The following is a 22,617-nucleotide window of genomic DNA, read 5'->3' on the forward strand; positions in this document are numbered from 1 at the left end:
CGTGTGGGCCGATTCTGGTCCGCTCTTCAGCCCTTGATTTTTCTGCATGTTACAGACAACCCATTGATTTGGCGCGGTGAGGCGGTAGTGTGAGCGGATGCTTGAGGCCCCAGTACGGTCTTCTGCTCCCGTCTACCCCTGGCTTTGCAGTACAGGTTTCTTGGTGTATTCGGCAGAAGCCATACTGACCCTTCGGCAGAGTGGAACAACCTATACTGAGGGGCGGCATGGGGTTCGGCGCGAGTGAAATCAAGCTCCTGCAACGAGGCCCGCATCTTACCAGTGCTCGGACTCCCGGACTTCCGGATTCTGGGGCCGCTTGGGAAGTCTGGGCGTCAACCAGCGCGGCGCAGTATCGCTGCCAGACACAACCGTTGCAGCCCCGACGACGGCAGGTGTCCGGCACACGCGGCGGAGGGCGCAGGTTGAGGCTCCGCTGGCTGAGCCCAGGCTGCGATCGCGCGCACGAGCGTCCGGGCGTTGGCGAGGCCGTTCATGGGCAGGGAAAAAGGATCGCGACGGGAGTTCGTGTCGGGCATCGTGGCTGCGGGTCGATGGCGGATGTCGCCGAGAGGGGGGCGGTCGCCATTGCGGCGATCAGGGTTTGCGGATGCGACGATTCACCGAGACACTGACGGGCGTCAACACCGACCCCCGGGAAGGCGCCTATTCTGCGGCTGCCCAGTGGATCTCACCCGGAGGTGATCAGCATGCAGCGGCAGATCTTCCTCGTCGGTGCCGGCGTCGCGGCTGCTGCAGGCGCAGGCGTGCATTGGCTGGCGCGCAGTCGGGATTATGACGCAGCGGCGGCCCTCTTGTGGCGGCATCGCGCGTCCGCCAGCGGCGCCGAGTTCGCCGATCGGGTGCACTGCGCGACCATGGCGGCGAACAGCCACAACGCCCAGGCCTGGCATTTCCGGCCGACGCCCACGGGGGTCGCGATATCGCCGGACTTCGATCGCTCGCTGCCCGTGGCCGACGCCGACAACCATCAGCTCTACGCCTCGCTCGGCTGCGCCGCCGAAAACCTGATGCGAGTTGCTGCTGATCGAGGATCGCAGCCGGATCGAACAGGTGCTCGAGCTGATCGTGGCGGCGACGACGATGCAGGCTGCCGACCCGGCTTTCGTGGCGGAGCTGCGATCGTGGCTGCGTTTCAATGCCGCCGCGGCAGTCGTTAGTGGTGACGGCCTGCGTGTCGCCTGTTCCGGCAATCCGGCGATGCCCACCTGGCTGGGATCGATGCTGTTCGCCGCCTGCTTCAAGCCGGCGGCAGAGAGCCAGCGCCATGCCCGGCAGGTACGCTCCAGTTCCGGGCTGGCTCTCTTCGTTTCGGCACGCGACGACAGGGCGCACTGGGTTCAGGCCGGACGGAGGCATCAGCGCCTCGCCCTGCAGGCGACCGCGCTCGGTATCCGCCATGCGCATCTTACTGGAGATCGCGTCCCTGCGCCGGCATCTTGGCGCGCTGCTGGGGGTGGGTGATCGTCTTGTCGACCTGCTGGTCCGTTACGGCCACGCTGCGCCGATGCCCCGTTCCCTGCGCCGCCCGGTCAGGGAGGTGATCATCGCGGCGTGAGTTCTCCATGTTGAAGGCATCGCAGGCGGGCTGTCGCTATTTCGCCGGGGTGTTCGCCGTCGGCTTCCTGCTTGGCGTACCGCGGACCTTGGTGCTCGTGCCTCGCGTCGGCGAAGTCGTGGCAGTGCTCATCGAGCTGCCGGTCATTCTCGGAGCGTCCTGGCTGATCTGCGGCCGCATCCTGCAGCAGGCATCGCTGTGGCGGGTGGCAGCGGTCGTCATGGGCGCTTCTGCCCTTGCATTGCTGCTGACGGCAGAGCTGTCGATCTCCATGCTGCTTGCCAACCGGAGCCTTGCGGCGCACCTGGCGCTCTACTCCGAGACCGCGCATCGGCTGGGGCTGGCCGGGCAGCTTGCCTTTGCGCTGTTCCCGGTGCTCCAGACCATGCGCCGCCACACACCAGGTACGGGCTGAGATGCGCCAGCGGCCGACAGGCAACGTGCGGCCCGCTCGAGGGGGCTGCGGGCTGCGCCCGCGCGCTGCGTGTGCCCCGGCGGCCAGCTTGGCATTGTCGCCTGCGGAGCGTAGCGAGCCGTAAAGGTCGTTCCCTCCTCGGTTCCGCCATCCTCAAGAACCATTGCCGAGGTGCCGCAGGAGCAGGCCGGCCAAGGCACACATGGTCAAGCCGGTCAGCACGTCGAGCACCTGCCAGGCGCGTGGTCGGGCAAACCAGGGCGCCAGCCAGCGAGCGCCGAGTCCAAGCAGCCCAAACCAGAGGAGGCTGGCCGTGCTTGCCCCGAGGACGAAGCACCAGCGCGAGTCGGCGGGCTGCCGGGCGCCGATGCTGCCCACCAGGAGCACCGTATCGAGGTAGACGTGGGGGTTGAGCAGCGAGAACGCCGCAGCCTGAGCAACGGCCGTCCTGTGGCTCAGCGCCGCACCGCCTGGTGCTGCCTGCAGCTGGTGCGAACGGCGCGCACGGCGCAGGGCCTGGAACCCGTAGAAGCTCAGGAAGGCAGCGCCTGCCAGAGCCAGGACGCGTGCGACGCCGGCGCTTTCGGCGAGCGCTTGCGCCATTCCCATGACGCCGGCGGCGATCAACAGCGCGTCCGTCAGGGCACAGAACGCGATGACGCTGCCGACATGCTCCCGGCGCAGGCCCTGACGCAACACGAAGGCGTTCTGCGCGCCGATGGCGACGATGAGTCCAAGGCCCAGCGCGAGTCCCTGAACGAATGCCGCGAAGAACATCGGTGGTGCGCCTGTTGATCGAATGGATCGCCAGCTTGTCAGCTCGCCGCCATGAAGGCAAACTGTCTTTGCTAACCTGCATTCAGAAAAACTGAACCATGCTCGACTATGCTTCACTGGCTGCGCTGGCGGCCATCGTCCGCGAGGGCAGCTTCGAGCGTGCCGCTCGCGCGCTCAAGGTGACGCCGTCAGCCATTTCGCAGCGGATTCGGCTGTTGGAGGATCGTGTCGGTTGCGCACTCGTGGTACGCGGACAGCCCTGCCAGGCGACGGCAATGGGTCGCCGTCTTTGCCAGCATGTCGACCGGGTTCGTCTTCTGGAGCAGGAGTTGCACGAAGCATTGCCGACGCTTGCACCGACAGGCGACTTCAGGGTGCCGCTGCCCATCGCGGTCAATGCCGACAGCCTGGCCACCTGGTTCGCACCGGCGCTCGCCACTTTCGCCGCCGAAGCTCCGGTGCTGCTGGAGGTCGCGGTGGACGACCAGGACCACACCGCCGAGTGGTTGCGCAGCGGCATCGTCCTCGCCGCCGTGACTGGCTCAGCACGTCCGGCGGTCGGCTGCAATAGCCAGCCGCTGGGTGCGATGCGCTATCTGGCGGCTTGCAGTCCGTCCTTCATGCAACTTCATTTCAGTGACGGGGTTGGCGCGGGCAGTCTGGCGCGCGCACCGAGTCTCGCCTTCAATGCCAAGGACGAGCTGCAGACGCGCTGGGTGTTTCGACTCTGCCAGCGGCATGTCGAATTGCCTCACCACACGTTGCCGTCGACGCAAGCATTCGTGATCGCGACATTGGCGGGCATGGGGTGGGGACTGCATCCGCAGGCGCTGATCGCTCCTCAGCTCGACGATGGCTCGCTCGTCGAACTGGTGCCGGATACGGCGTTTGACGTGCCGCTGTATTGGCAGCACGCAAGAGCATCATCGGCATTGCTTGATGGATTGACCCGGCAGGTTCTGGCGGCCGGCCGAACTGCACTGATCCCGCCCTGAACGGCTGCCCGGCTGCCGGCAAGCGCAGGGTGTGTGCGCGCTCGCTTGGTGCGCGTTCAGTCCATCGATGAAGCGTTCGTCGAGGTGGCCGGCATCGATGTGCCGCTCGGCAAACCGGGCGTCCCGCAACTGTTCAGGACAAGTGGAGCCTCGTTGAAGCGAGGGGGTGCTGCCTCCAGCCCTGCGCAAGGCCCTGCAGGGCGCCAGAGGAGTAGATCGTTCAGCGGATCGCGCCGACGAAGCCTTCGATCGTTGGCCGCGCTGCGTGCAGGTGCGCCAGGCAGTCGTCCCAGAGCGCGGGGCGCAGCCCGAGGCGTCGCAGTTGCGCGGCATCCTGGTCGCTGGCGATTGTCTCGACGAAACCGTCGAGGGCAGCGTGCGCGGCCCGGTTGGCGAGGCCGACCAGGGCGCAGAAGCGGTACTCGTCACCGCTGGCGTCGGGGTCGTGGTGGTGGGCAATTGCGGCGATGTAGCGTGCCGGCAGGTCCCAGCGTTCGGCAACCATCTGGCCGACTTCCGGGTGGGTGAACTCGAACAGCGTGCGCTCGGCGTCGAGACTGCCGAGCGCCGAATTGCGTTCCAGCTCGAGCACATGGCGGTAGCTCGACTCGGCCTGGACGGCGAAGATGAGCTTGCCGATGTCGTGCAGCAGCCCGGCCATGAAAGCCTCGTCGCCAGGGTAGCGGATGGCGGCCGCGAGGAAGCGGGCTGCCGTCGCGGCGGCGATCGAGTGTTTCCAGAACGCAACCAGATTCAGTCTCTCGGTGCGAAAGGAATCGAAGGCGCCGACCGAGATCAGCATGCCCTGGACGTTGGTGAAACCGAGGACGCGGACGGCATCGGCAATCGTACCGACGCGGCGGCTGAGGCCGAAGAACGCCGAGTTGGCAACACGCAGGATCTTCGCCGAGATCGCCGGGTCGTGAATGATCACCTGCTCGACGGCGCGCGCATCGCTGGCGGGATCCTGCATCACTCGCAGCGCCTGCATGACCACTGCCGGCAGGGTCGGCACCTCATAGACGTCGATCGGCCGGAAGCGGGCCAGTGGCTCGGCCGTCAGCTTGTTGCCGTCGAGGCCGTCGTTCGCTTCGAGGAGCCGGGTCGGCAGCCCGGGATGGACGAGCTGGAAGGCGTGGATCGGCTGCGGCAGGTCGCGCAGGCGGAGCATGCCGACATCGTGCAGGCTGCTGCCGGCGGGCAGGGTGCTGCGCACCAGCGCCTCGGTCGCCGAGCTGAGCAGGGTCTGGCCGCCGTGGGTCACCGCCAGCAGGCGGGCAACGCGATTGAGCGTGCGACCGAAGTAGTCGCCGCCGCTCAGGTAGGCCGGCCCGCTGTGCAGTGCAATGCGCACGCGCAGCGGGCTGCGCGTCGGCCACTGTTCACCGGCGAGGCCCGTCTGGATCTGGCTGGCGGCCCGCAGCGCCGCTGCAGCGTCATCGAAGGTGACGCAGTAGGCGTCGCCGACGGTCTTGAAGACCAGTCCCCCGTGGCGCTCGATCGCCGCCGAGAGGAGCGTGTTGTGCCGCTGCAGCGCGAGCCGCATCGCCTGCGACTCGATTTCCCAGAGGCTCGTCGACCCTTCGATGTCGGTAAACAGGAAGGTGGTGTCGATCAGCGCGGCATCGCCGAGGCCGGGTGTCCCGAGTTCCATCTGCCGCATGTCCCGCTGCCGTTGCAGCTGTTCAGCGCTGCCGCTGGGCCGCTGGTCGGCGGTCGCTCCTGGACAGCCCGAGGAGACCGATCGCGAGGCCGAACAGGGTCAGCGCGGCAGGTTCCGGGATGCGGCCGACGGCGCACGACGAGCGGGCGTCGCGCAGGCAGACGTTGTCGAGCCGGGAATCGTCGTTGCCCTGGTCGTCGCCGGTCTTCCAGTCGGCATTGATCCAGATGCCATGCACGTTGGCGAGGACGGCCTGGATGTAGGCGTCGCTTGCCACCAGTGCGAACGGGTTGTTCGTCAGCCAGCCGGCCGTTGTGTCGAGGGCGAAGTCGTAGTGCGTCAGGCTGGCGGTTCCCGGTGGTGCGGTCGCAATGAAGATCATGCGGCCCGCGTCGCCGAGAATCGCGATGTTGGGGAAGGAGTTGCCATCGTTCTGGCTGTCCTGCAGGTCGTAGCTGATCGAGCCGCCGAAGAAGGCACTCTTGTCCCCGCTGTAGGCTGCCGACGAGCGGAAGGTGGTCCACGGATAGAGGTCACCGGTTCGCAGTGTGCCGGCGGTCGGGTCATGACCGACAGGGCCGGTGAAGCTGTCGTCGACCGCCGGCAGCAGGCCGGACAGGCTGATCTTGCCGGTTCCCCAGCCCTCTGCGTCGAAGTTGAAGTCGGAGCGGACGACGGCGGCCGACGCGCTCGTCAGGGCAAGGCTGAGGACCGCCGCAGTGACTGCTGCAACCAGGTTCTTCTTCATCTCGCTTCTCCAGGAAAGTGTTGCTCTCGGCCAGTCACCCACCGCCGGGGCGCTTGCCGGCGGCGACGGTCGCGACCGCGACGCGCGCGTCACGTCCCTGCAGCCGGCGGCTGACGAGCCGGCCCGCGCCGGCGGCGAGGAGGCTGCCCGCATGCGCGGCAACACGCGGCACGACCGCCGCCGGCGCCGGACAGGCCCCCCGCAACAGGTCTGCGCCCGGCTACGACCGCTGCGGCAAGTCTGGAGCATTCGTCCCCGGCGCGCAAGCATGTCGCTGTGCGGGCCGCTGCCGCGGCGCCGGTTGAACGGCCGCCGCCAGCCACTGTCATGTTGACTGCGGGCACCGCTCGCAACAGGCACCCTTCCGGAGAACCCGCATGCGCCACTCGCCATTCAACACCCTGTCCCGCTTCAGCCCTCCCGGCCAGCCGGAGGCTCTGTATTACTCGCTGCCGGCACTCGCCAGAGCCGGTATCGGCCATGTCGATCGCCTGCCGGTGTCGCTGCGAATCGTCCTCGAGGCGCTGCTGCGTCACTGCGACGGGCTGCGGGTGAGCGAGAAGCACATCGTCGAGCTGGCGCAGTGGCAGCCCCGGGCGGAGCGCAGCGAGGAGATTCCCTTCGTCGTTGCGCGTGTCGTCCTGCAGGACTTCACCGGCGTGCCGCTGCTCTGCGACCTGGCGGCGATGCGCCAGGTGGCGGCCGAGCGTGGGCTCGATCCACGACGCATCGAGCCGCTGGTGCCGGTCGATCTGGTCGTCGACCACTCGATCCAGGTCGATCACTACGGGACACCGGAGGCGCTGCAGCAGAACATGCGCCGCGAGTTCGCGCGCAATGGCGAACGCTATCAGTTCATGAAGTGGGGCATGCAGGCTTTCGACACCTTTCGCGTCGTGCCGCCCGGAGTCGGCATCGTCCACCAGGTCAACCTCGAGTACCTGTTCCGCGGCGTGCGGCAGCAGGAGACGGCTGACGGTACGCTGTGCTTTCCCGACACGCTGGTCGGTACCGATTCGCACACGACGATGATCAATGCCGTCGGCGTCGTCGGCTGGGGTGTCGGCGGTATCGAGGCCGAGGCGGCGATGCTCGGCCAGCCGGTCTATTTCCTGACGCCCGACGTGGTCGGGGTCGAACTGGGCGGTCGCCTGCGCGAAGGCGTCACGGCGACCGATCTGGTGCTGACGGTGACCGAGCTGCTGCGGCGCGAGAAAGTGGTCGGCACCTTCGTCGAGTATTTCGGCGACGGCGCGAGCACGCTGTCGGTGACCGATCGCGCAACGCTGGCCAACATGGCGCCCGAGTACGGCGCGACGATGGGTTTCTTCCCGGTCGACGAGAAAACGGTCGACTACATGCGCAGCAGTGGTCGCAGCGAAGAGGACTGCGTGCTCTTCGAAGCCTATTTTCGTGCCCAGGGGCTGTTCGGCATCCCGCGTGCCGGTGAGGTCGACTACTCGCGGCGCGTGTACCTCGACCTGTCGACGATCGTTCCGTCGCTCGCCGGCCCGAAGCGACCACAGGACCGGATCGCGTTGCCCGACATGGCCAGCCGCTTCAACACCCTGTTGACTGCCGCGGAGTCGGCGGACGGCTTCGGGCGGCCGGCGGCGAGCCTGGCGCAGCGCCACCCGACCGGGCTGCCGGGCATCGACCTCGGTCATGGTGACGTCCTGATCGCGGCGATCACCTCGTGCACCAACACCAGCAATCCGGCGGTGATGATCGCTGCCGGCCTGCTGGCGAGGAAGGCGGTGGCGAAGGGGCTGCGGGTCAGGCAACACATCAAGACTTCGCTGGCTCCCGGGTCGCGGGTGGTGACCGATTATCTCGAGCGGGCCGGGCTGCTGGCGCCGCTGGCGGAACTGGGCTTCGCGCTCGTCGGCTATGGCTGCACGACCTGCATCGGCAACGCCGGCGATCTCGATCCGGCGTTCAACAGGACGATCGCCGAACAGCAGTTGATCGCTGCGGCGGTGCTCTCGGGCAACCGCAACTTCGAGGCGCGCATCCACCCCGGTCTGCGGGCCAACTATCTGGCATCACCGCCGCTGGTGGTGGCGTTCGCGATTGCCGGCCGGGTCAACATCGATCTCGAGAACGAGCCTCTGGGAACAGGCGCCGATGGCCAGCCGGTGTATCTGCGGGACATCTGGCCGAGTTCGGACGAAATCGGCGCCGTGCTGCCGCTGGCACTCGATCCACAGACGTTCCGTCGGCGCTACGCCGATGTCAGCGCCGACCAGGATCTGTGGCAGGCGATCCCGGCGCCCGGCGGTGAGGTCTACGACTGGCCGGCGTCGAGCTACATCGCCCGGCCGCCGTTCTTCGAGCTGCCGCCACAGGCGACCGGCGACATCCGCGGTGCCCGCGCGCTGCTGCTGCTCGGCGATTCCGTGACCACCGACCACATCTCGCCGGCCGGCTCGTTCGGCGAGGCGACGCCGGCGGGGCAGTGGCTGCGCGCACAGGGGGTCGAGCGCGCCGATTTCAACTCCTACGGTTCCCGCCGCGGCCATCATGAGGTGATGATGCGCGGCACCTTTGCCAATGTCCGGATTCGCAACCTGATGCTGCCGCCCGATGCCGATGGCCGTCGGCGAGAGGGCGGTTACACGCTGCTCGACGGGCAGGCGACGACGGTCTTTGATGCGGCGATGAGCTACCTGGAGCGGGGGATACCCAGCATCGTCGTCGCCGGCGAGGAGTATGGTACCGGCTCGTCGCGCGACTGGGCCGCCAAGGGAACACGACTGCTCGGCGTGCGCGCGGTGATCGCCCGCAGCTACGAGCGGATCCACCGCGCCAACCTGGTCGGCATGGGCGTCCTGCCGTTGCAGTTCATCGGCGACGAGTCGGCCGCCTCGCTCGGCCTGCGCGGCGACGAGCGCTTTGACATCACCGGGCTGGCCAGCGGGCTGTCGCCGATGCAGACGGTCGCACTGGTGATCACGCGGGCCGACGGCGAGCGACGCGAGTGTGCGCTGCTCTGCCGCATCGATACGCCGATCGAGGTGAGCTATTACCGTGCCGGTGGCATCCTGCCCTTCGTGCTTGGCCAGTTGCTTGCCGGGCCGTGAGGCGCTGCCGCCGGCATGTCGGCTGGGCCGGTGTGGCTTGGCGGTCACCGTCTGGGTCGCTGTTCGCGGTGGCGCTGGCCGGCCGACAACGGGGCGCGGCGGCAACCCGGGCGTGTTGCGCAGCACAATGCCTCATGCATGAGGCGTCGGGGCCGGTGCCGGTCGCGTCAGGAAGGCACTGCGGAGCCGGCAGGCGTCGGCTGGGCGTCGTCGGTGCAGCGCTGGCGGTTGCCGCCGGCGCCGGCGTCGGGCATCAGCTCCGCAGCGGGTGCCGCGCAGCGCGCGCGGCCGGCGCGCAGCCCAGCCTTGTGCCGGGCGAGCAGCGCCAGACTCTGTTCGACGTAGTCGTGCGAGCTGAGCTGGTTGCCGGCGTAGCGGCGCAGCAATTCCAGCCAGCGCTCGTGGATGGTGCAGGGCGTCTGCCGTTCGCTGCCGTTCAGCGGGCAGTCCGGGCAGCGAGCCGCCTGCAGCATGGCGACGGCGGCCTGCTTCTGCCATTGCTGCCGATAGAGGCGGGCGTTGTCTTCGATCCAGGACAGCGCCCGTTCCTCGCGCTCGGCTTCCGGAAAGGCGGCAACGTACGCTTCGACGGTTGCCAGCTGCCTCCGGAAGAAGTCCTCGTCCGACAGTTCCGGGCGTTCTCTGTCACCGACGAAGCGGGAGATCAGCGCCAGGGTGGGATCATCAACGATATACATCAGTTTCTCGTACAACCGTTGGCGGAAGGATTCCGCCAAGAAGAAATATAGTACTTGTGTTGCGCCGCAGCAATTCTTTTTTGGCTTCGCTAACCGCCAGTCCTTGGCGCCAGGTCGGAACAACGATTAACATCGCTGCCGATGCCGCGCAGTGCAGGCTGCGCCATCGCACCCGACTCGCCACGGCGCGCCGCGCCGGCGGTCGGGGCCTTTCTCCCCTGCCATCTGCCGGCGTGCCGTCCGGTGGCCGTGCGGCTTCGCGCCGCGGTGTCCTGACTCACGGGAGGGCTTGTCGATGTTGATGTCCGTTGATCGTTCCGTTCTCCTGCTCGTCGATCTGCAGGAGCGGCTGCAGCCGGCGATCCATGATGCCGCTTCGGTGCTTGCGGCCAGCATCTGGCTGACGCGCGTCGCGCAGCGCCTGCAGGTGCCGGTGATCTGTACCGAGCAGTATGTGAAAGGCCTCGGGCCGACGATGTCCGACCTGCGCCGCCTGCTGCCGGACGAGTGCGTGATCGAAAAGATGCACTTCTCGGCGCTTGCTGACGGCAGGCTCCTGCAGCTTGCCGGTGGCGATCGGCCGCAGTTCATCGTCGCCGGCACCGAGGCGCATGTCTGCGTGCAGCAGACGGTTCTCGACCTGCTGGCAGCCGGCCGCAACGTCTTCGTCGTCGATGAGGCGATCGGCTCGCGGCGTGCCAGCGACAAGGCGCTGGCGGTCGAGCGCATGCGCCGCCACGGCGCCGACATCGTGTCGCGCGAGATGGTCGTCTTCGAGTGGCTGCGGCAGGCGGGGAGCGACCTCTTTCGCTCGCTCAGCCGCGAGTTCATCCGCTGAACCGGCTCCAGCCTGCACCGGAAGGGAATCGAGGGATGGATTTTTCGGAGGTGCTGCAGGCCATGAATCAGGCCTCGGCGTTCGAGCTGTACCGCATGCGCGCCGCCATCGACCGCGTCATCGATCAGCCGCAATGGATCGAGGCGATTCGCTCGCGGCTTCGCGTCGGGCAGATCGTCGAGTACTTCGACGGGCAACTCAATGCCGGCCGCAAGGCGCAGGTGCTCGAACTGCGACGCAAGCAGGTGCTGGTACTCGACCTCGAGAGCCAGAAGCGGTGGCTGATGCACTATGCGTCGATCAATGTCGACAATGCCGACGTGCAGATTCGCGAGCAGGTCCGGCGCGGCCTTGGCCGCAACGAGGTGGCGGTCGGCGACGTCCTCGTCTTCATCGATCGCGATCAGCAGGAGCGCAGCGGAACGGTGCTGCGTTTGAACGACAAGACGGTGACGCTGCTCTGTGGACGGGCTCGCTGGCGGGTCGCCTGCGCGCTCCTGCATCGCGTCGTCGACTCGCAGGCGATCGCCGGCGAGCAACTCGCGATCGCTGGCTTCGCCGCCGCTGCCGATGGCGCGGCGGCTCGCCCATGAGCCCGCGCGGCGTGCCGTCACCGCCTACGCCGGGGGTGCGGTTGGGGCGCTTTCCTCGCCGCTGATGCCGAAAACCTGGCGGCGGATGCGGAAGAGTTCGTCCCGTGCGGCGGCGGCCTTCTCGAACTCGAGGTTGCGGGCGCAGTCGAGCATCTCCTTTTCCAGGCGGCGCAGTTCGCGCGCCAGTTCCTTCTCGCTCATCGCCTCGTAGCTGGCCTGGCGCTGCGCGGCCTTGAGTTCCTTGTGCGCGCTGTCGCTGTCGTAGACGCCGTCGATGATGTCGATGATCCGCTTGCTGATGCCGGTCGGAACGATGCCGTGGCTGTCGTTGAAGGCAAGCTGCCGTTGCCGGCGCCGTTCGGTTTCGGCGATCGCCCGCTGCATCGATCCGGTCACCCGGTCGGCATAGAGGATGGCGGTCCCGTGCAGATGGCGGGCGGCACGGCCGATGGTCTGGATCAGCGATCGCTCGGAGCGCAGGAAGCCTTCCTTGTCGGCATCGAGGATGGCGACCAGCGACACTTCGGGGATGTCGAGGCCCTCGCGCAACAGGTTGATGCCGACGAGGACGTCGAACTTGCCGAGGCGCAGGTCGCGGATGATCTCGACGCGCTCGACGGTATCGATGTCGGAATGCAGATAGCGGACGCGCACTTCGTGGTCGCTGAGGAAGTCGGTCAGGTCCTCCGCCATCCGCTTGGTCAGGGTGGTCACCAGGACGCGCTCGCCGGCTTCGGCACGGCGCCGGATTTCGGACAGCAGGTCGTCGACCTGCGTCGAGGCCGGGCGCACGAGCAGCATCGGGTCGACCAGCCCGGTCGGGCGCACGAGCTGTTCGACGACCTGTCCCTGGTGCGCCGCCTCGTAGTCGCCCGGCGTTGCCGAGACGAAGATCGTCTGCCGCAGCAGCGCCTCGAACTCGGCGAACTGCAGCGGCCGGTTGTCGAGCGCCGAGGGCAGGCGGAAGCCGTACTCGACGAGGTTCTCCTTGCGTGATCGGTCGCCCTTGTACATGCCGCCGACCTGCGATATCGCGACATGCGACTCGTCGATGAACAGCAGGGCATCGGCGGCGAGATAGTCGATCAGCGTTGGCGGCGGCTGCCCGGGCTGGCGTCCCGAGAGATGGCGGGAGTAGTTCTCGATGCCCTTGCAGAAGCCGACCTGGTCGAGCATCTCGAGATCGAAGCGGGTGCGCTGTTCGATCCGCTGCGCCTCGACGAGGCGGCCAGTGGCCTGGAAGCCGGCAACCCGTTCGGACAACTCGACCTTGATCGCTTCGATTGCCCGCAAGACCGTCTCGCGCGGGGTCACGTAGTGCGACGACGGAAAGACGGTGAAACGCAGGAGGCGGCTCTGCAGGTGGCCGGTCAGCGGGTCGAAGAGCTGCAGGCCGTCGATCTCGTCGTCGAAGAGCGAGATGCGGATCGCCTGCTCGGCGTGCTCGGCCGGAAAGACGTCGACGACGTCGCCGCGGACGCGGAAGCTGCCGCGGCGGAAATCGGTCTCGTTGCGCTCGTACTGCATCGCCGTCAGTCGCTTGATGATCTCGCGCTGCCCCAGCCGGTCACCGACGCGCATGGTGAGGATCATGCGGTGGTATTCGTCGCGGTCGCCGATGCCGTAGATGCACGACACCGTTGCCACCAGCACGCAGTCGCGCCGTTCGAGCAGGCTCTTGGTGGCCGAGAGGCGCATCTGTTCGATGTGCTCGTTGATCGACGAGTCCTTCTCGATGTACAGGTCGCGTGACGGCACGTAGGCCTCGGGCTGGTAGTAGTCGTAGTAGGAGACGAAATACTCGACGGCGTTGTCGGGGAAGAACTCGCGGAACTCGGCGTAGAGCTGTGCCGCCAGCGTCTTGTTCGGTGCCAGGACGAGCGCCGGGCGGCCGCTGCGGGCGATGACGTTGGCCATGGTGTAGGTCTTGCCCGAGCCGGTGACGCCGAGCAGGGTCTGGAAGGCGAGACCGTCGCGCAGGCCGGCGAGCAACCGTTCGATCGCCTGCGGCTGGTCGCCGGCCGGCTGGAATGGCTGGTAGAGCCGGAACGGGCTGCCCTCGAAGGTCAGCGAAGGGGGCCTCCCGTCAGTGTGTGCTTGTTTGGCCATGCTAGAATTCTACGTTTTTTTGCGAGCACTGGTCGGCGCGGCGAGCCGGCAGGCAGATTCCCTGTCAGGCAGGATGGCGTTGCCGGTGCTCGTTGTGCGTGCTTGCCCGAATCGGCGGATCGCCTGCCAGTGGCCCACCGCCCGCTTGCTCACCGTTTACAGGACGAACAGACCATGACCGCTTCGATCTTTGCTGCCGTGGAGATGGCTCCACGGGATCCCATCCTTGGCCTGACCGAGGCGTTCAATGCCGACAACCGGGCGACGAAGGTCAATCTGGGCGTCGGCGTCTACCTCGACGACGGTGGCAAGGTGCCGTTGCTGGCGGCGGTGAAGCTCGCCGAGAAGGCGCGTCTGGAGGCGATGCCGCCACGCGGCTACCAGCCGATCGACGGTATGCCCGCCTACAACCAGGCGGTGCAGAAGCTGCTCTTCGGTGAGCAGTCGCCGCTGCTCGCCGACGGTCGCGTATTGACCATCGAGGCGCTCGGTGGCACCGGCGGTCTCAAGGTGGGTGCCGATTACCTGCGCCGGTTGCTGCCCGAGGCGACGGTCTACATCAGCGACCCGAGCTGGGAGAATCACCGCGCACTGTTCGAGTTTGCCGGTTTCCGCGTCGACTCCTACCCCTACTACGATGCGCTGACGCGTGGCGTCGATTTCGCGGCGATGAAGGCGGGGTTGAACGCGCTGCCGGCAGGATCGATCGTCGTCCTGCACGCCTGTTGCCACAATCCGACCGGCGCCGATCTCGCTGCCGCGCAGTGGCGCGAAGTCATCGACGTTGTCGCTGCGCGCGGGCTGGTGCCCTTCATCGACATCGCCTACCAGGGTTTCGCCGACGGCATCCGGGAGGATGCCGTTGCCCTTGATCTGTTCGCTGCCTCGGGCCTGCAGTTCCTCATCGCCAGTTCCTTCTCGAAGTCGTTCTCGCTCTACGGCGAGCGGGTCGGTGCGCTGTCGGTGGTCACCGCCAGTCATGACGAGACGGCTCGCGTGCTGTCGCAGATCAAGCGCCTGGTGCGCACCAACTACTCGAACCCGCCGACCCACGGCGGCGCCGTCGTGGCAGCGGTTCTCGCCAGTGCCGAACTGCGCCGGCTGTGGGAAGACGAACTGGCGCAGATGCGCCAGCGCATTCTCGACATGCGACTCGGCCTCGTCGAGCGTCTGCACGGCGTCGGTGTCAGCGCCGATTTCTCGTTCATCAACCGGCAGCGCGGCATGTTCTCTTACACCGGCCTGACCGCGGCGCAGGTCGACCGCCTGCGTGACGAGTTCGGCATCTACGCGGTCAGTACCGGCCGCATCTGCCTGGCGGCGCTCAACACGCGCAACGTCGATTACGTCGCCGAGGCGATCGCGACGGTGCTGTAAGGCGCGCGTGCGGCAGCTCGCCGTGCCAGGTGGCTGTCCGGCCGCATCTGCTGCGCGGGTTCGTGGCGTCGCTGCGGCAGCGCACCGGCGGCCGCAGCAGATCGCGCGGCTGGCGTATGCCCGTAGCGGGCCGGCGGCTGACGATGCCGGTCAGTGCGCCGTCTGGGTCAGCGGCGACGCCAGGGCACCGCTGATCAGCACCGGCATCGCCGTGTAGTCGGCGCGGCGACGCGTCATCATGACGTCCATCCGCCCGCGCAGTTGCAGTTCGCGGCTGACCTCGATCTGCCCCGTCGCGTGCATCAGTCCGGCGCTCAGGTTGAGACGCGACAAGCGCAGCGCCCCGGGCGTCAGGGTGACAACGCCCGACAATTCCTCGAAGCGGGTCGCTCCGCCGAGCGTCAGCGGTACCACCGAGAAGCGGCGTACCGCCTCGGCCAGATCGAGGCCGCCCAGGTGTCCGCGGTGGATGGTGAAGCTGCCGCCGGCTTGCGACCGGGCGATCGCGTCCGGCAGGCTGTCGGCGCTGCTCGAGAAGCTCAGCTTGCCCTTGGCTTCGCCGCCAATGCGGCCGTTGAAACCGAGGGCCGCCACCAGCGCTGCGGTGTTGATCCGCTCGAAGGCGATGTCTCCGGTCACCGCGGCCTTGTTGCCGATCCGCAGGATGCTGCTGCCGCGCAGCACGCCGTCGAAGATCCGTCCTTCGAGGCGGTCGATCATGAACTCGGGTCCCGAGATCCGTCCCTGCAGCTCCAGTGAGTCGAAGAGATAGGGAGACTTCGGGGCAGGCCGCCAGGCGATCCCCTCGAGTTTGACGGTCACGCCGCCGCCGGTCATGGGTTTCAGTTCGACCTGCAGGTTCTTGCTGGCCGAGTGCAGCGAAGCGGATTCCAGCAGATGATCGGCGGTGAGCTGCAACTGGCCAGCGAGGCCGGCAACCGCAAGGTCGCCAAACGTGATCGCGGCGTCGGACAGCGAGACCTGGATGACGCTGGCACGTGCCGATCCCGTGGCCGACGCGGCGAGGGCCTGCGCCAGGCCGTCGAAGGTCGCGGCCGACAGCGTGATGCCGATCAGCTCGGCCTCGCGAAAGACCACTTGGGGCGACAGCAACGTGGCCACTTGCGGCCGCAGGCGCAACGAAGCCATGCTGAGCTGATCGGCCGCGCCGTCGTCACCCAGGCGCACCTCTTCGAGCAGCAGTCCTGGTCGGGGATAGATGCTGATGCGCATGGCACCGATCCGCGCCGGGCGACCGCTGCTCTGGGCCAGGGCCGCTTCGACCTCGGGCAGATAGCTGGCGTAGGGGAAGAGCAGAGCGCCGACCAGCAATGCCGCACCGAGCAGCACCAGTCCGAGCATGGTGGCCATCGGCCAGGTCAGCGTCCAGCGCCGGCGGCCCCGGCGAATTGGCCTCAAGTCCGGCCCTGCCTCCTCCCGCCCACGTGCCAGCCACGTTCGCAGGCGCGTCAGGAGCGGCGGGCGGTCGCCGGTCGCGGGCGTTGCTGGCATGACCGATTCAGCGGCCAGTTCGTCCGCGACGATCGACGCGTTGCTGGTGCCCAGCGTCGACGAGCCCGGGCCAAGCGTGCTCGGCGTCAGGGTGCCCGGTGTCAGCGTGCTCGGTGCCGGCCCGCTCGCTGCCGGCGCGGCCGCCGGCGGTGCTGGTCTGCCGGGCCGCACGTTCGGGAAGGGAATGATCTGCGTTTCCGGCGTGCCCGAAAGGCCCGAGCTGGCCGGTGTCGACACCCCGCTCGGGCCGAAGGTCGAGAATTCCGAGTGCGGCCGTGGTGCCTGCGGTTGCTTGCGGCTGCCCACGTTGCCGGTGAACCGCCAGACCGACTTCGTCTCGGCGCGGCGCTCGATGAAGCCATCGCCTTCCAGCTCGATCAGCGCATTCTCGGTGAGTTGCACGTTGCCCGTCTTCTCGCACAGGTCGGCAACCGTCGCGTTGCCGTCGACGAGAATGAGCACCATGCGATTGTTGCGCTGGACGACCCGCGTCCGCTGCGCCATGGCTTCCTCGCCGGCAGCGGTCCTGGCAAAGACCAGAGTTGGGTCGAGCGGTTCAGATGTCATTCTTCCGGCCGGGTCATCGGAGCAGTTGGTGGGCTTGTTCGGAATCCCGCATGTTCGCTTTCCTCCCGTCGCTATTATCGTGGAAACCGTGTTCCGGCGCGCGGCAAACACGGGTTTTCGCCTGTTTTGGCGTCGCGCCTTCTTCCGCCATTCTTCCTCCCCACTCCGGGCTGGCGCAGTTGGTGCCGGATTCGCTATCCTTCGTTCCTCGTCAGGAATCGCCCGTTTGCGAGCACGGGCCGTTCTCCCGTCCACATATTGCGCTACGACCATGGACAAGAGGCTTCTGTTGCTGTCGATCGCCGTCCTCAGCGGCTGTGCCGTCATCACCCGGCACACGCTCGACCAGCAGTACGGGCCTGCCGACCCGCAGCGCTTCGATGTCCCGCCGGCACCGTCGCGCCTGTTCGTTGACGCCGGCAAGGCGTCCGAGTGGCGGACGCAGGGTTTCTTTCCGGTCCTCAACGAGCGTGCGCCGACGCCGGCGGCCAACCTCGCGGCGAGCGTCATCTACCGCGCGCTGCAGCTCAAGCACAGCCACCCGCTGCCGGAGACCGCGGTGCTGCCGCCGACCTTCGATTTCTCGCTCGACCGTGCGCAGCAGTGCCCGCGGATCGAGGAGTACGACTCGTTCGCTGCCGCCAAGCCGCTGTGGGGAATGCCCTTTGGGCTGCCCGCGGTGAGCGACGGCGAGTTCGCCACTCTGCGCGCCTGGCTCGAGCAGGGTGCGCCCTTCGAAGGGCTGCCGCCGTTGCCGGCGGCTGTCGAGCGACAGGTGGCCGAATGGGAACGCTTCTTCAACGGTGGTTCGCGCAAGGAGCGGCTGGTCAGTCGCTACATCTACGAGCACCTTTTCCTCGCCCACCTGTACTTCGACGGCGATCCGCAGCAGCACTTCTTCCGCCTCGTCCGGTCGCGCACGCCGCCGGGGCAGCCGATCGACCCGATCGCCAGCCGCCGGCCGTATGACGACCCCGGCGGCGAGCGCTTCCACTACCGCCTCGAGCGCGAGAAGGAGAGCATCGTCGACAAGACGCACATGCCCTACGCCCTCGGCGCGAAGCGCCTGGCGCGCTGGCGCGAACTCTTCCTGCAGCCTGTCTACGCGGTAGGCGAGCTGCCGCCATACTCGCTCGCCGCCGGCGCCAACCCCTTCGTCACCTTTCGGGATTTGCCGGTCAGGGCGCGCTACCAGTTCATGCTCGACGAGGCGGAGTTCAGCATCATGGGCTTCATCAAGGGGCCGGTCTGTCGCGGGCAGGTGGCGTTGAACGTGATCGAGGATCGCTTCTGGGTCTTCTTTCTTGCCAACGATGGCTCCGGGCAGGCTGCCGACGAGTTTCTCGCTCGCGAGTCGCGGTTCCTCGAATTGCCCACGGCGCAGGGCAGCGATGCGGCAATCATCGGACCGTGGCGCGAGTACGCGAAGAAGGAGCAGCGGTACCTGCAGGACAAGTCGGATCATCTCGGGGCTCTCGCGGACCAGCGGGGCCGGCCCGCGCTGAGCTGGATCTGGGATGGGGACGGCAGCAACCCGAACGCCGCGCTGACGGTCTTTCGCCACTTTGACAGCGCCTCGGTCGTCAGGGGTCTGGTCGGCGATGTGCCGAAGACCGGCTGGGTGATCGGCTACCCACTGCTCGAACGCATTCATTATCTGCTCGTGGCCGGCTTCGACGTCTACGGCAACGTCGGCCACCAGCTGCTCTCGCGCCTGTACATGGATTTCATGCGCATGGAGGGTGAGTTCAACTTTCTTGGCTTCCTGCCGCTGGCACAGCGGCCGGCGGTGCGCGATTACTGGTACCGTGGCGCCAGCGACGACGTCAAGGAGCACGTCTATGGCAGCCTGGCACGCTTCGATGTCGAGACCGGGATCACGTTCCGGGGTGGCGATTCCCGGCGCGAGTTCTTCGGCCTGCTGCAGCAGCGTCTGGCGCCGGCCGCCGACCGCCGGTACGAGCTTGCCGGACTCGGCGATGCCGCGCTGCAGGCTGATCTCGCACTGCTCGCCGCAGTGCGCGGCCCGGCGCTGTCGTGGATGCCGGAACTGGTGATCCTGCGCATCGAGGATGGAGCGCGCGCACCGCGCTACCTGACCCTGCTGCGCAACACGGGCCACAGCAACGTCTCGAGCCTGCTGCGCGAGGGACGCGAACTGCTGCCTGAAGAGAACACGCTGACCATTGCCCGTGGCTTCGTCGGCGCCTATCCGAACGCCATCTACCGCGTGCAGCGATCGGAGATCGGTGATCTGGCCGGCGCGATCGGGCAGCTGGCCAGCGAGGACGACTACCGCGCGCTCGCCGACCGCTTCGCCGTTCGCCGCAGCGATCCCGCCTTCTGGCAGTACAGCGACGAACTGCAGGCGACGCACCTCCAGCTGGCGCCGGCGACTGCCGGGCTGCTGGACTACAACCGGCTCGAGAACCGTTGAGCCGCTGCCGATGACCGCGTCGGTGTCGGGGCAAGACACTGCGCACAGTCGGGCGACATGAGGGCTGATTCATCCGCCTGATTCGCAATACTGTCACCGGATTGCGAATTGTCCCGGAGAACAGATGCCGCGTCCTGAGTACAGGCACCCGTGAATGCCGATCGACCGGGAATGGGAAATCCTCCGCCTTGTCGCGGGGACTGGAGGCCAATCTTTGACATTTCAGAAGAACGTCAGGAAACTCTAGACTCCATCATGTCGGGGCGCCGACGTTCATCGATCCTCGGCTTGCCCGAGGTGCGCTATGGCCGCTGGGATCGCAATCGCGACCGCACGGGCGAGATCGTCGCAGGCGTGGTGATCGCCGCCGCCGCACGCGGCAGTACGCCGCAGCCGCCGACGCCCGGACTGTGCTGGTACTGGTCGGACTCTTACCAGGAAAACGGCTACTGGGATCGCTGCGGCGCTTACCGAGGCTTCGTGCGTCCGCCGGCTTCACCGAGCCGGATGCACCACCGCGACTAGAGGCGTAGGCGGCGGTCTGCTTGCCGTTTGTTGTGGGACGATGGCCATCAGGGCAAAGGCGGGGCAGGCCGATGAGCTCGTCGCGGCGTTTCGAGACCGGCGCTGGCGCTGCGACCCTCGGCACGCCGGTCCCTCAACGGATCGCGAAGGCTTCCTGATGAAAACGGAGGCGGCGCGGGAGGATCTTCCTGATCGTCTGCGCGAGGCCGGCCGGGCCGCAGAACCAGACTTCCGCGCTACGCACGTCGCCCGGATTCCAGCTGGTCAGGCCGTCGCCGCGGCCGCTGTCGTGCACCTGCAGGCGCACGGACGGCAGGCGGGCGCACAGCTCGTGCAGGCGGGTGACGAAGGCGTCGGTGCGGTGATCCCGGATACAGTAGTGCAGTTCGGCGGCCGGTGCGGTCTCCGGGGCGCCCTGCAGCGATTCGAGCCAGGCAAGGAAGGGTGTGATGCCGATGCCGCCGGCGATCCAGATCTGTTGCGCACGCCGGTCGCAGCGGCTGAGCTCGAAGCGGCCGTAGGGTCCTTCGAGGCGCAACGGCTGGCCCGGATGCAGGTCGTCGGCAAGGCGCGCGGTATGGTCGCCGAGCGCCTTGATCGCGAAGCTGACCACGCGGTCGCCGCGATCGGCACTGGCGATGGTGAATGGGTGCGCGCCTTCGCGCTCATCGAAGGTGACGAAGGCGAACTGACCCGCACGGTGCCCGCGCCAGCGGGCGTCGAGACGGCAGCGCAGGCGCAGTACATCGGCTGCCGGTCGCTCGACCTCGATGATCTCGCCGCCCACCGTTCGCTCGCGGCCGATCAGGCCGGCAAGCGAGCGCACGGCGCCATGGATGCCGGCCGCGAGCAGCACGGCGAGCAGCGCACCCACCGGCTGCAGCCAGTAGTCGGGCGGAGCCAGCAGGGCGGCATGCAGGGCGAGCATCAGATAGAGCACCGGCATCGCGCGGTGCACGCAGCGCCACGGCCGGTAGGGGAAGCGTTGCCAGAGAGTGATCGCCAGCATCAGCAGAACGCCGTAGATCGCCCATTCGCCCATGTCCTCGGCGAGGTCGCGCAGGACTTCGAGAAGTCCCTCGTACTTCACTTTCGGCAGGCGTCCGGCGCGGCCGATTGCGGTTTTCAGAAGGTCGCCCGCGAGCTCGATCAGCCAGTGCATTGCAGCGAAAGCGACCGCCAGGATGCCGGCCCATTTGTGCGCACGGTAGACCTGGTCCATGCCGCCCAGCGGCCCTTCGAGCCAGGCTGGCCGGGTTGCCAGAAACATCGCCAGCGACATCAGGGAGACCGACAGCAGGCCGCTGAGATGGAGTGCCTCCTGCCGCAGGACCCAGAGGGGGTGCGCCCCCGGCGGACTGGTGGAGAGTGCGACATCGTAGCTCCAGGCGAGTGTGGCCAGCGCAACGAGAAGAACGAGAAGTTTCTTCATGATGATTCCTGCAGGGAGTCGATACCTGATTGCCGCCGGGAGCGCGAGGCGAGCGCTTGCTCATCAACCGCCCGGCGGCATTGCCGGGTTGCTGCCGCGGGTCGCAGATCGCGGCCCGCGCACGTTGTCTTCCGCAGCATCTCTCAGTCGTCGTAGTAGCCGCGTTCGGCGTCGCGGTGACAGGCGGTGCAATTGGCCCGGCTGCCGATCTCGCGGCGCCGCCATTCGGCGTCGCGAATCTCGCGATGCTCCTTGACCCACTTCGGCAGCTCGGTGATGCGCAGCGGCGAACTGGCGGCGCCGACGCCGCGCAGCAGTTTCTCGCCGTGGCGACGGCCGCCGCTGTCGGCGGCGTTGGCAGTCAGGTAGTCGCCGATGCGCGCGGCGGTGGCGGCGTCGACGCTGGCGTCGTCACCGAAATGGTTCTGCAGGTCGGCCAGCAGGCGTGTCCAGGATCGAGCGGGTAGCATCGACGGTGCGAAGGCGAGGTGGCAGCTGCCGCACTCTTCCCTGACCAGCGGCTCGGCGACCGGCGGGAAGTAGTGCCCACCGCCGGCTTGCGCGCGGCCGAGGACGATGGCGGAGAAGGCGAGGACGAGCAGGCCGATGGCGAGCGGCCGGGCGGCAGCGTTCATTGGGGAACTCCTTGACGTGAAAGGGAAGCCAGCAAGGCACGCGCCTTCCCTTGCTCGGCCGCGACAGCAGGGCCGGGGACGAGGGGCAGCGGCATGGCATGCTTGCCCCGGGGTGTGTCGACGGTTCATGGCCGTTGGCGGGATGGCGGGTTGGCAGCCTACTGGCTGAGGACGTAGCTCAGCCAGTCGCCTTTTTCGAGCGCGCTGCACTCGCGGCCGAGGACCTCGATGCAGTTGCGCCGGAACCACTTGTCGACCTTCGCCGGGTCGGTGTAGCGTGCCGGTGAGACGGAGATGGCGAGCGGGTCGATGTTCTTGCCGCTGGGTGTTCGACCGGCGGCACGCGGGTCGTTGCCGTGACACGAGGTGCAGGCCGGCGTTTCCGGCTTGCCGCCAGCGAAGGAACGGGCATGCAGCAGCCGGCCACGTTCGACGGAGAAGCCGGCGAAGGCCGGGTTGGCAGCTTTCGCGGCGGCGGCATGCTGGGCCAGCACTTCGGTGTGTGCCGCGGCGGTGGCGGCAGACGACAGGCTGAGCGCCAGCATTGCGGCCAGCGCGCCAAGGGTTTTCCTGCGGTTCATGCGGGTCTCCGTTGTCTGGTCGGGATGAGGCGCAGGATACGGGCAGCGAAATG

19 protein-coding genes and 1 pseudogene are annotated in these 22,617 nt (G+C 67.6%); 10 read left to right on the top strand and 10 right to left on the bottom strand.

Annotated features, from left to right (window positions below; genetic code table 11):
- Positions 1-49: 49 nt before the first annotated feature.
- Positions 50-539: pseudogene (locus tag HT579_10430) on the bottom strand (hypothetical protein).
- Between the two features lie 171 nt (positions 540-710).
- On the opposite strand from HT579_10430, the gene HT579_10435 reads away from it, so the two are divergent.
- The 3 genes from HT579_10435 to HT579_10445 all read left to right on the top strand — a co-directional run bounded on the left by HT579_10435 (position 711) and on the right by HT579_10445 (position 1,994).
- Positions 711-1,181, top strand: coding sequence for a hypothetical protein (locus HT579_10435; protein ID QKS29284.1), 471 nt, complete (start codon positions 711-713; stop codon positions 1,179-1,181).
- A gap of 239 nt (positions 1,182-1,420) precedes the next feature.
- Positions 1,421-1,579: a hypothetical protein gene (locus HT579_10440; protein ID QKS29285.1), complete on the top strand. Its 159-nt coding sequence runs from the start codon at positions 1,421-1,423 to the stop codon at positions 1,577-1,579.
- Positions 1,580-1,586: 7 nt separating this feature from the next.
- Complete coding sequence (locus HT579_10445; protein ID QKS29286.1) at positions 1,587-1,994, top strand: hypothetical protein; 408 nt, start codon at positions 1,587-1,589, stop codon at positions 1,992-1,994.
- A gap of 153 nt (positions 1,995-2,147) precedes the next feature.
- Here the strand turns inward: HT579_10445 and HT579_10450 are convergent, their stop codons facing one another.
- Positions 2,148-2,771 (bottom strand): amino acid transporter, encoded by a 624-nt coding sequence (locus HT579_10450; GenBank protein ID QKS29287.1) that lies wholly within the window; start codon positions 2,769-2,771, stop codon positions 2,148-2,150.
- A 98-nt stretch (positions 2,772-2,869) separates the two neighbouring features.
- Between HT579_10450 and HT579_10455 the strand changes: the two genes are divergently transcribed.
- Positions 2,870-3,766 (top strand): LysR family transcriptional regulator ArgP, encoded by an 897-nt coding sequence (locus HT579_10455; GenBank protein ID QKS29288.1) that lies wholly within the window; start codon positions 2,870-2,872, stop codon positions 3,764-3,766.
- 220 nt (positions 3,767-3,986) lie between these two features.
- Here the strand turns inward: HT579_10455 and HT579_10460 are convergent, their stop codons facing one another.
- Both HT579_10460 and HT579_10465 read right to left on the bottom strand, forming a co-directional pair.
- Positions 3,987-5,429 (bottom strand): HDOD domain-containing protein, encoded by a 1,443-nt coding sequence (locus tag HT579_10460; GenBank protein QKS29289.1) that lies wholly within the window; start codon positions 5,427-5,429, stop codon positions 3,987-3,989.
- 22 nt (positions 5,430-5,451) lie between these two features.
- The gene (locus tag HT579_10465; GenBank protein QKS29290.1) at positions 5,452-6,177 is read right to left on the bottom strand and encodes a PEP-CTERM sorting domain-containing protein; all 726 of its coding nucleotides are present in this window, start codon (positions 6,175-6,177) and stop codon (positions 5,452-5,454) included.
- 377 nt (positions 6,178-6,554) lie between these two features.
- On the opposite strand from HT579_10465, the gene acnA reads away from it, so the two are divergent.
- Positions 6,555-9,260 (top strand): aconitate hydratase AcnA, encoded by a 2,706-nt coding sequence (gene acnA / locus HT579_10470; GenBank protein ID QKS29291.1) that lies wholly within the window; start codon positions 6,555-6,557, stop codon positions 9,258-9,260.
- Between the two features lie 167 nt (positions 9,261-9,427).
- Here the strand turns inward: acnA and HT579_10475 are convergent, their stop codons facing one another.
- Positions 9,428-9,958, bottom strand: a complete 531-nt coding sequence (locus tag HT579_10475; GenBank protein QKS29292.1) for a hypothetical protein — start codon at positions 9,956-9,958, stop codon at positions 9,428-9,430.
- A gap of 295 nt (positions 9,959-10,253) precedes the next feature.
- On the opposite strand from HT579_10475, the gene HT579_10480 reads away from it, so the two are divergent.
- Together HT579_10480 and HT579_10485 are read left to right on the top strand one after the other, a co-directional pair.
- Positions 10,254-10,796: a hydrolase gene (locus HT579_10480; protein ID QKS29293.1), complete on the top strand. Its 543-nt coding sequence runs from the start codon at positions 10,254-10,256 to the stop codon at positions 10,794-10,796.
- Positions 10,797-10,831: 35 nt separating this feature from the next.
- Positions 10,832-11,389: a hypothetical protein gene (locus HT579_10485; protein ID QKS29294.1), complete on the top strand. Its 558-nt coding sequence runs from the start codon at positions 10,832-10,834 to the stop codon at positions 11,387-11,389.
- A 24-nt stretch (positions 11,390-11,413) separates the two neighbouring features.
- Here HT579_10485 and uvrB read toward each other — a convergent pair whose 3' ends face one another.
- A complete protein-coding gene (gene uvrB, locus HT579_10490; GenBank protein QKS29295.1) occupies positions 11,414-13,498 on the bottom strand; it encodes an excinuclease ABC subunit UvrB in 2,085 nt (694 codons plus the stop codon).
- Positions 13,499-13,672: 174 nt separating this feature from the next.
- On the opposite strand from uvrB, the gene HT579_10495 reads away from it, so the two are divergent.
- The gene (locus tag HT579_10495; GenBank protein QKS29296.1) at positions 13,673-14,875 is read left to right on the top strand and encodes an aspartate/tyrosine/aromatic aminotransferase; all 1,203 of its coding nucleotides are present in this window, start codon (positions 13,673-13,675) and stop codon (positions 14,873-14,875) included.
- Between the two features lie 150 nt (positions 14,876-15,025).
- Here HT579_10495 and HT579_10500 read toward each other — a convergent pair whose 3' ends face one another.
- Positions 15,026-17,065 carry a hypothetical protein gene (locus HT579_10500; GenBank protein QKS29297.1) on the bottom strand — a complete coding sequence of 680 codons (2,040 nt, stop codon included), beginning with the start codon at positions 17,063-17,065 and terminating at the stop codon, positions 15,026-15,028.
- 160 nt (positions 17,066-17,225) lie between these two features.
- On the opposite strand from HT579_10500, the gene HT579_10505 reads away from it, so the two are divergent.
- Both HT579_10505 and HT579_10510 read left to right on the top strand, forming a co-directional pair.
- Positions 17,226-19,391: a fatty acid cis/trans isomerase gene (locus tag HT579_10505; GenBank protein QKS29298.1), complete on the top strand. Its 2,166-nt coding sequence runs from the start codon at positions 17,226-17,228 to the stop codon at positions 19,389-19,391.
- Positions 19,392-19,646: 255 nt separating this feature from the next.
- Positions 19,647-19,916 carry a hypothetical protein gene (locus HT579_10510; protein ID QKS29299.1) on the top strand — a complete coding sequence of 90 codons (270 nt, stop codon included), beginning with the start codon at positions 19,647-19,649 and terminating at the stop codon, positions 19,914-19,916.
- Between the two features lie 133 nt (positions 19,917-20,049).
- Here the strand turns inward: HT579_10510 and HT579_10515 are convergent, their stop codons facing one another.
- The 3 genes from HT579_10515 to HT579_10525 all read right to left on the bottom strand — a co-directional run bounded on the left by HT579_10515 (position 20,050) and on the right by HT579_10525 (position 22,564).
- A complete protein-coding gene (locus tag HT579_10515; GenBank protein QKS29300.1) occupies positions 20,050-21,348 on the bottom strand; it encodes a ferric reductase-like transmembrane domain-containing protein in 1,299 nt (432 codons plus the stop codon).
- 143 nt (positions 21,349-21,491) lie between these two features.
- Positions 21,492-21,983, bottom strand: a complete 492-nt coding sequence (locus tag HT579_10520; protein QKS29301.1) for a diheme cytochrome c — start codon at positions 21,981-21,983, stop codon at positions 21,492-21,494.
- A 158-nt stretch (positions 21,984-22,141) separates the two neighbouring features.
- Positions 22,142-22,564: a DUF1924 domain-containing protein gene (locus HT579_10525; protein QKS29302.1), complete on the bottom strand. Its 423-nt coding sequence runs from the start codon at positions 22,562-22,564 to the stop codon at positions 22,142-22,144.
- Positions 22,565-22,617: the final 53 nt, after the last annotated feature.

Origin of the sequence: Candidatus Accumulibacter similis, assembly GCA_013347225.1 — a bacterium.
Lineage (GTDB): Bacteria > Pseudomonadota > Gammaproteobacteria > Burkholderiales > Rhodocyclaceae > Accumulibacter > Accumulibacter similis.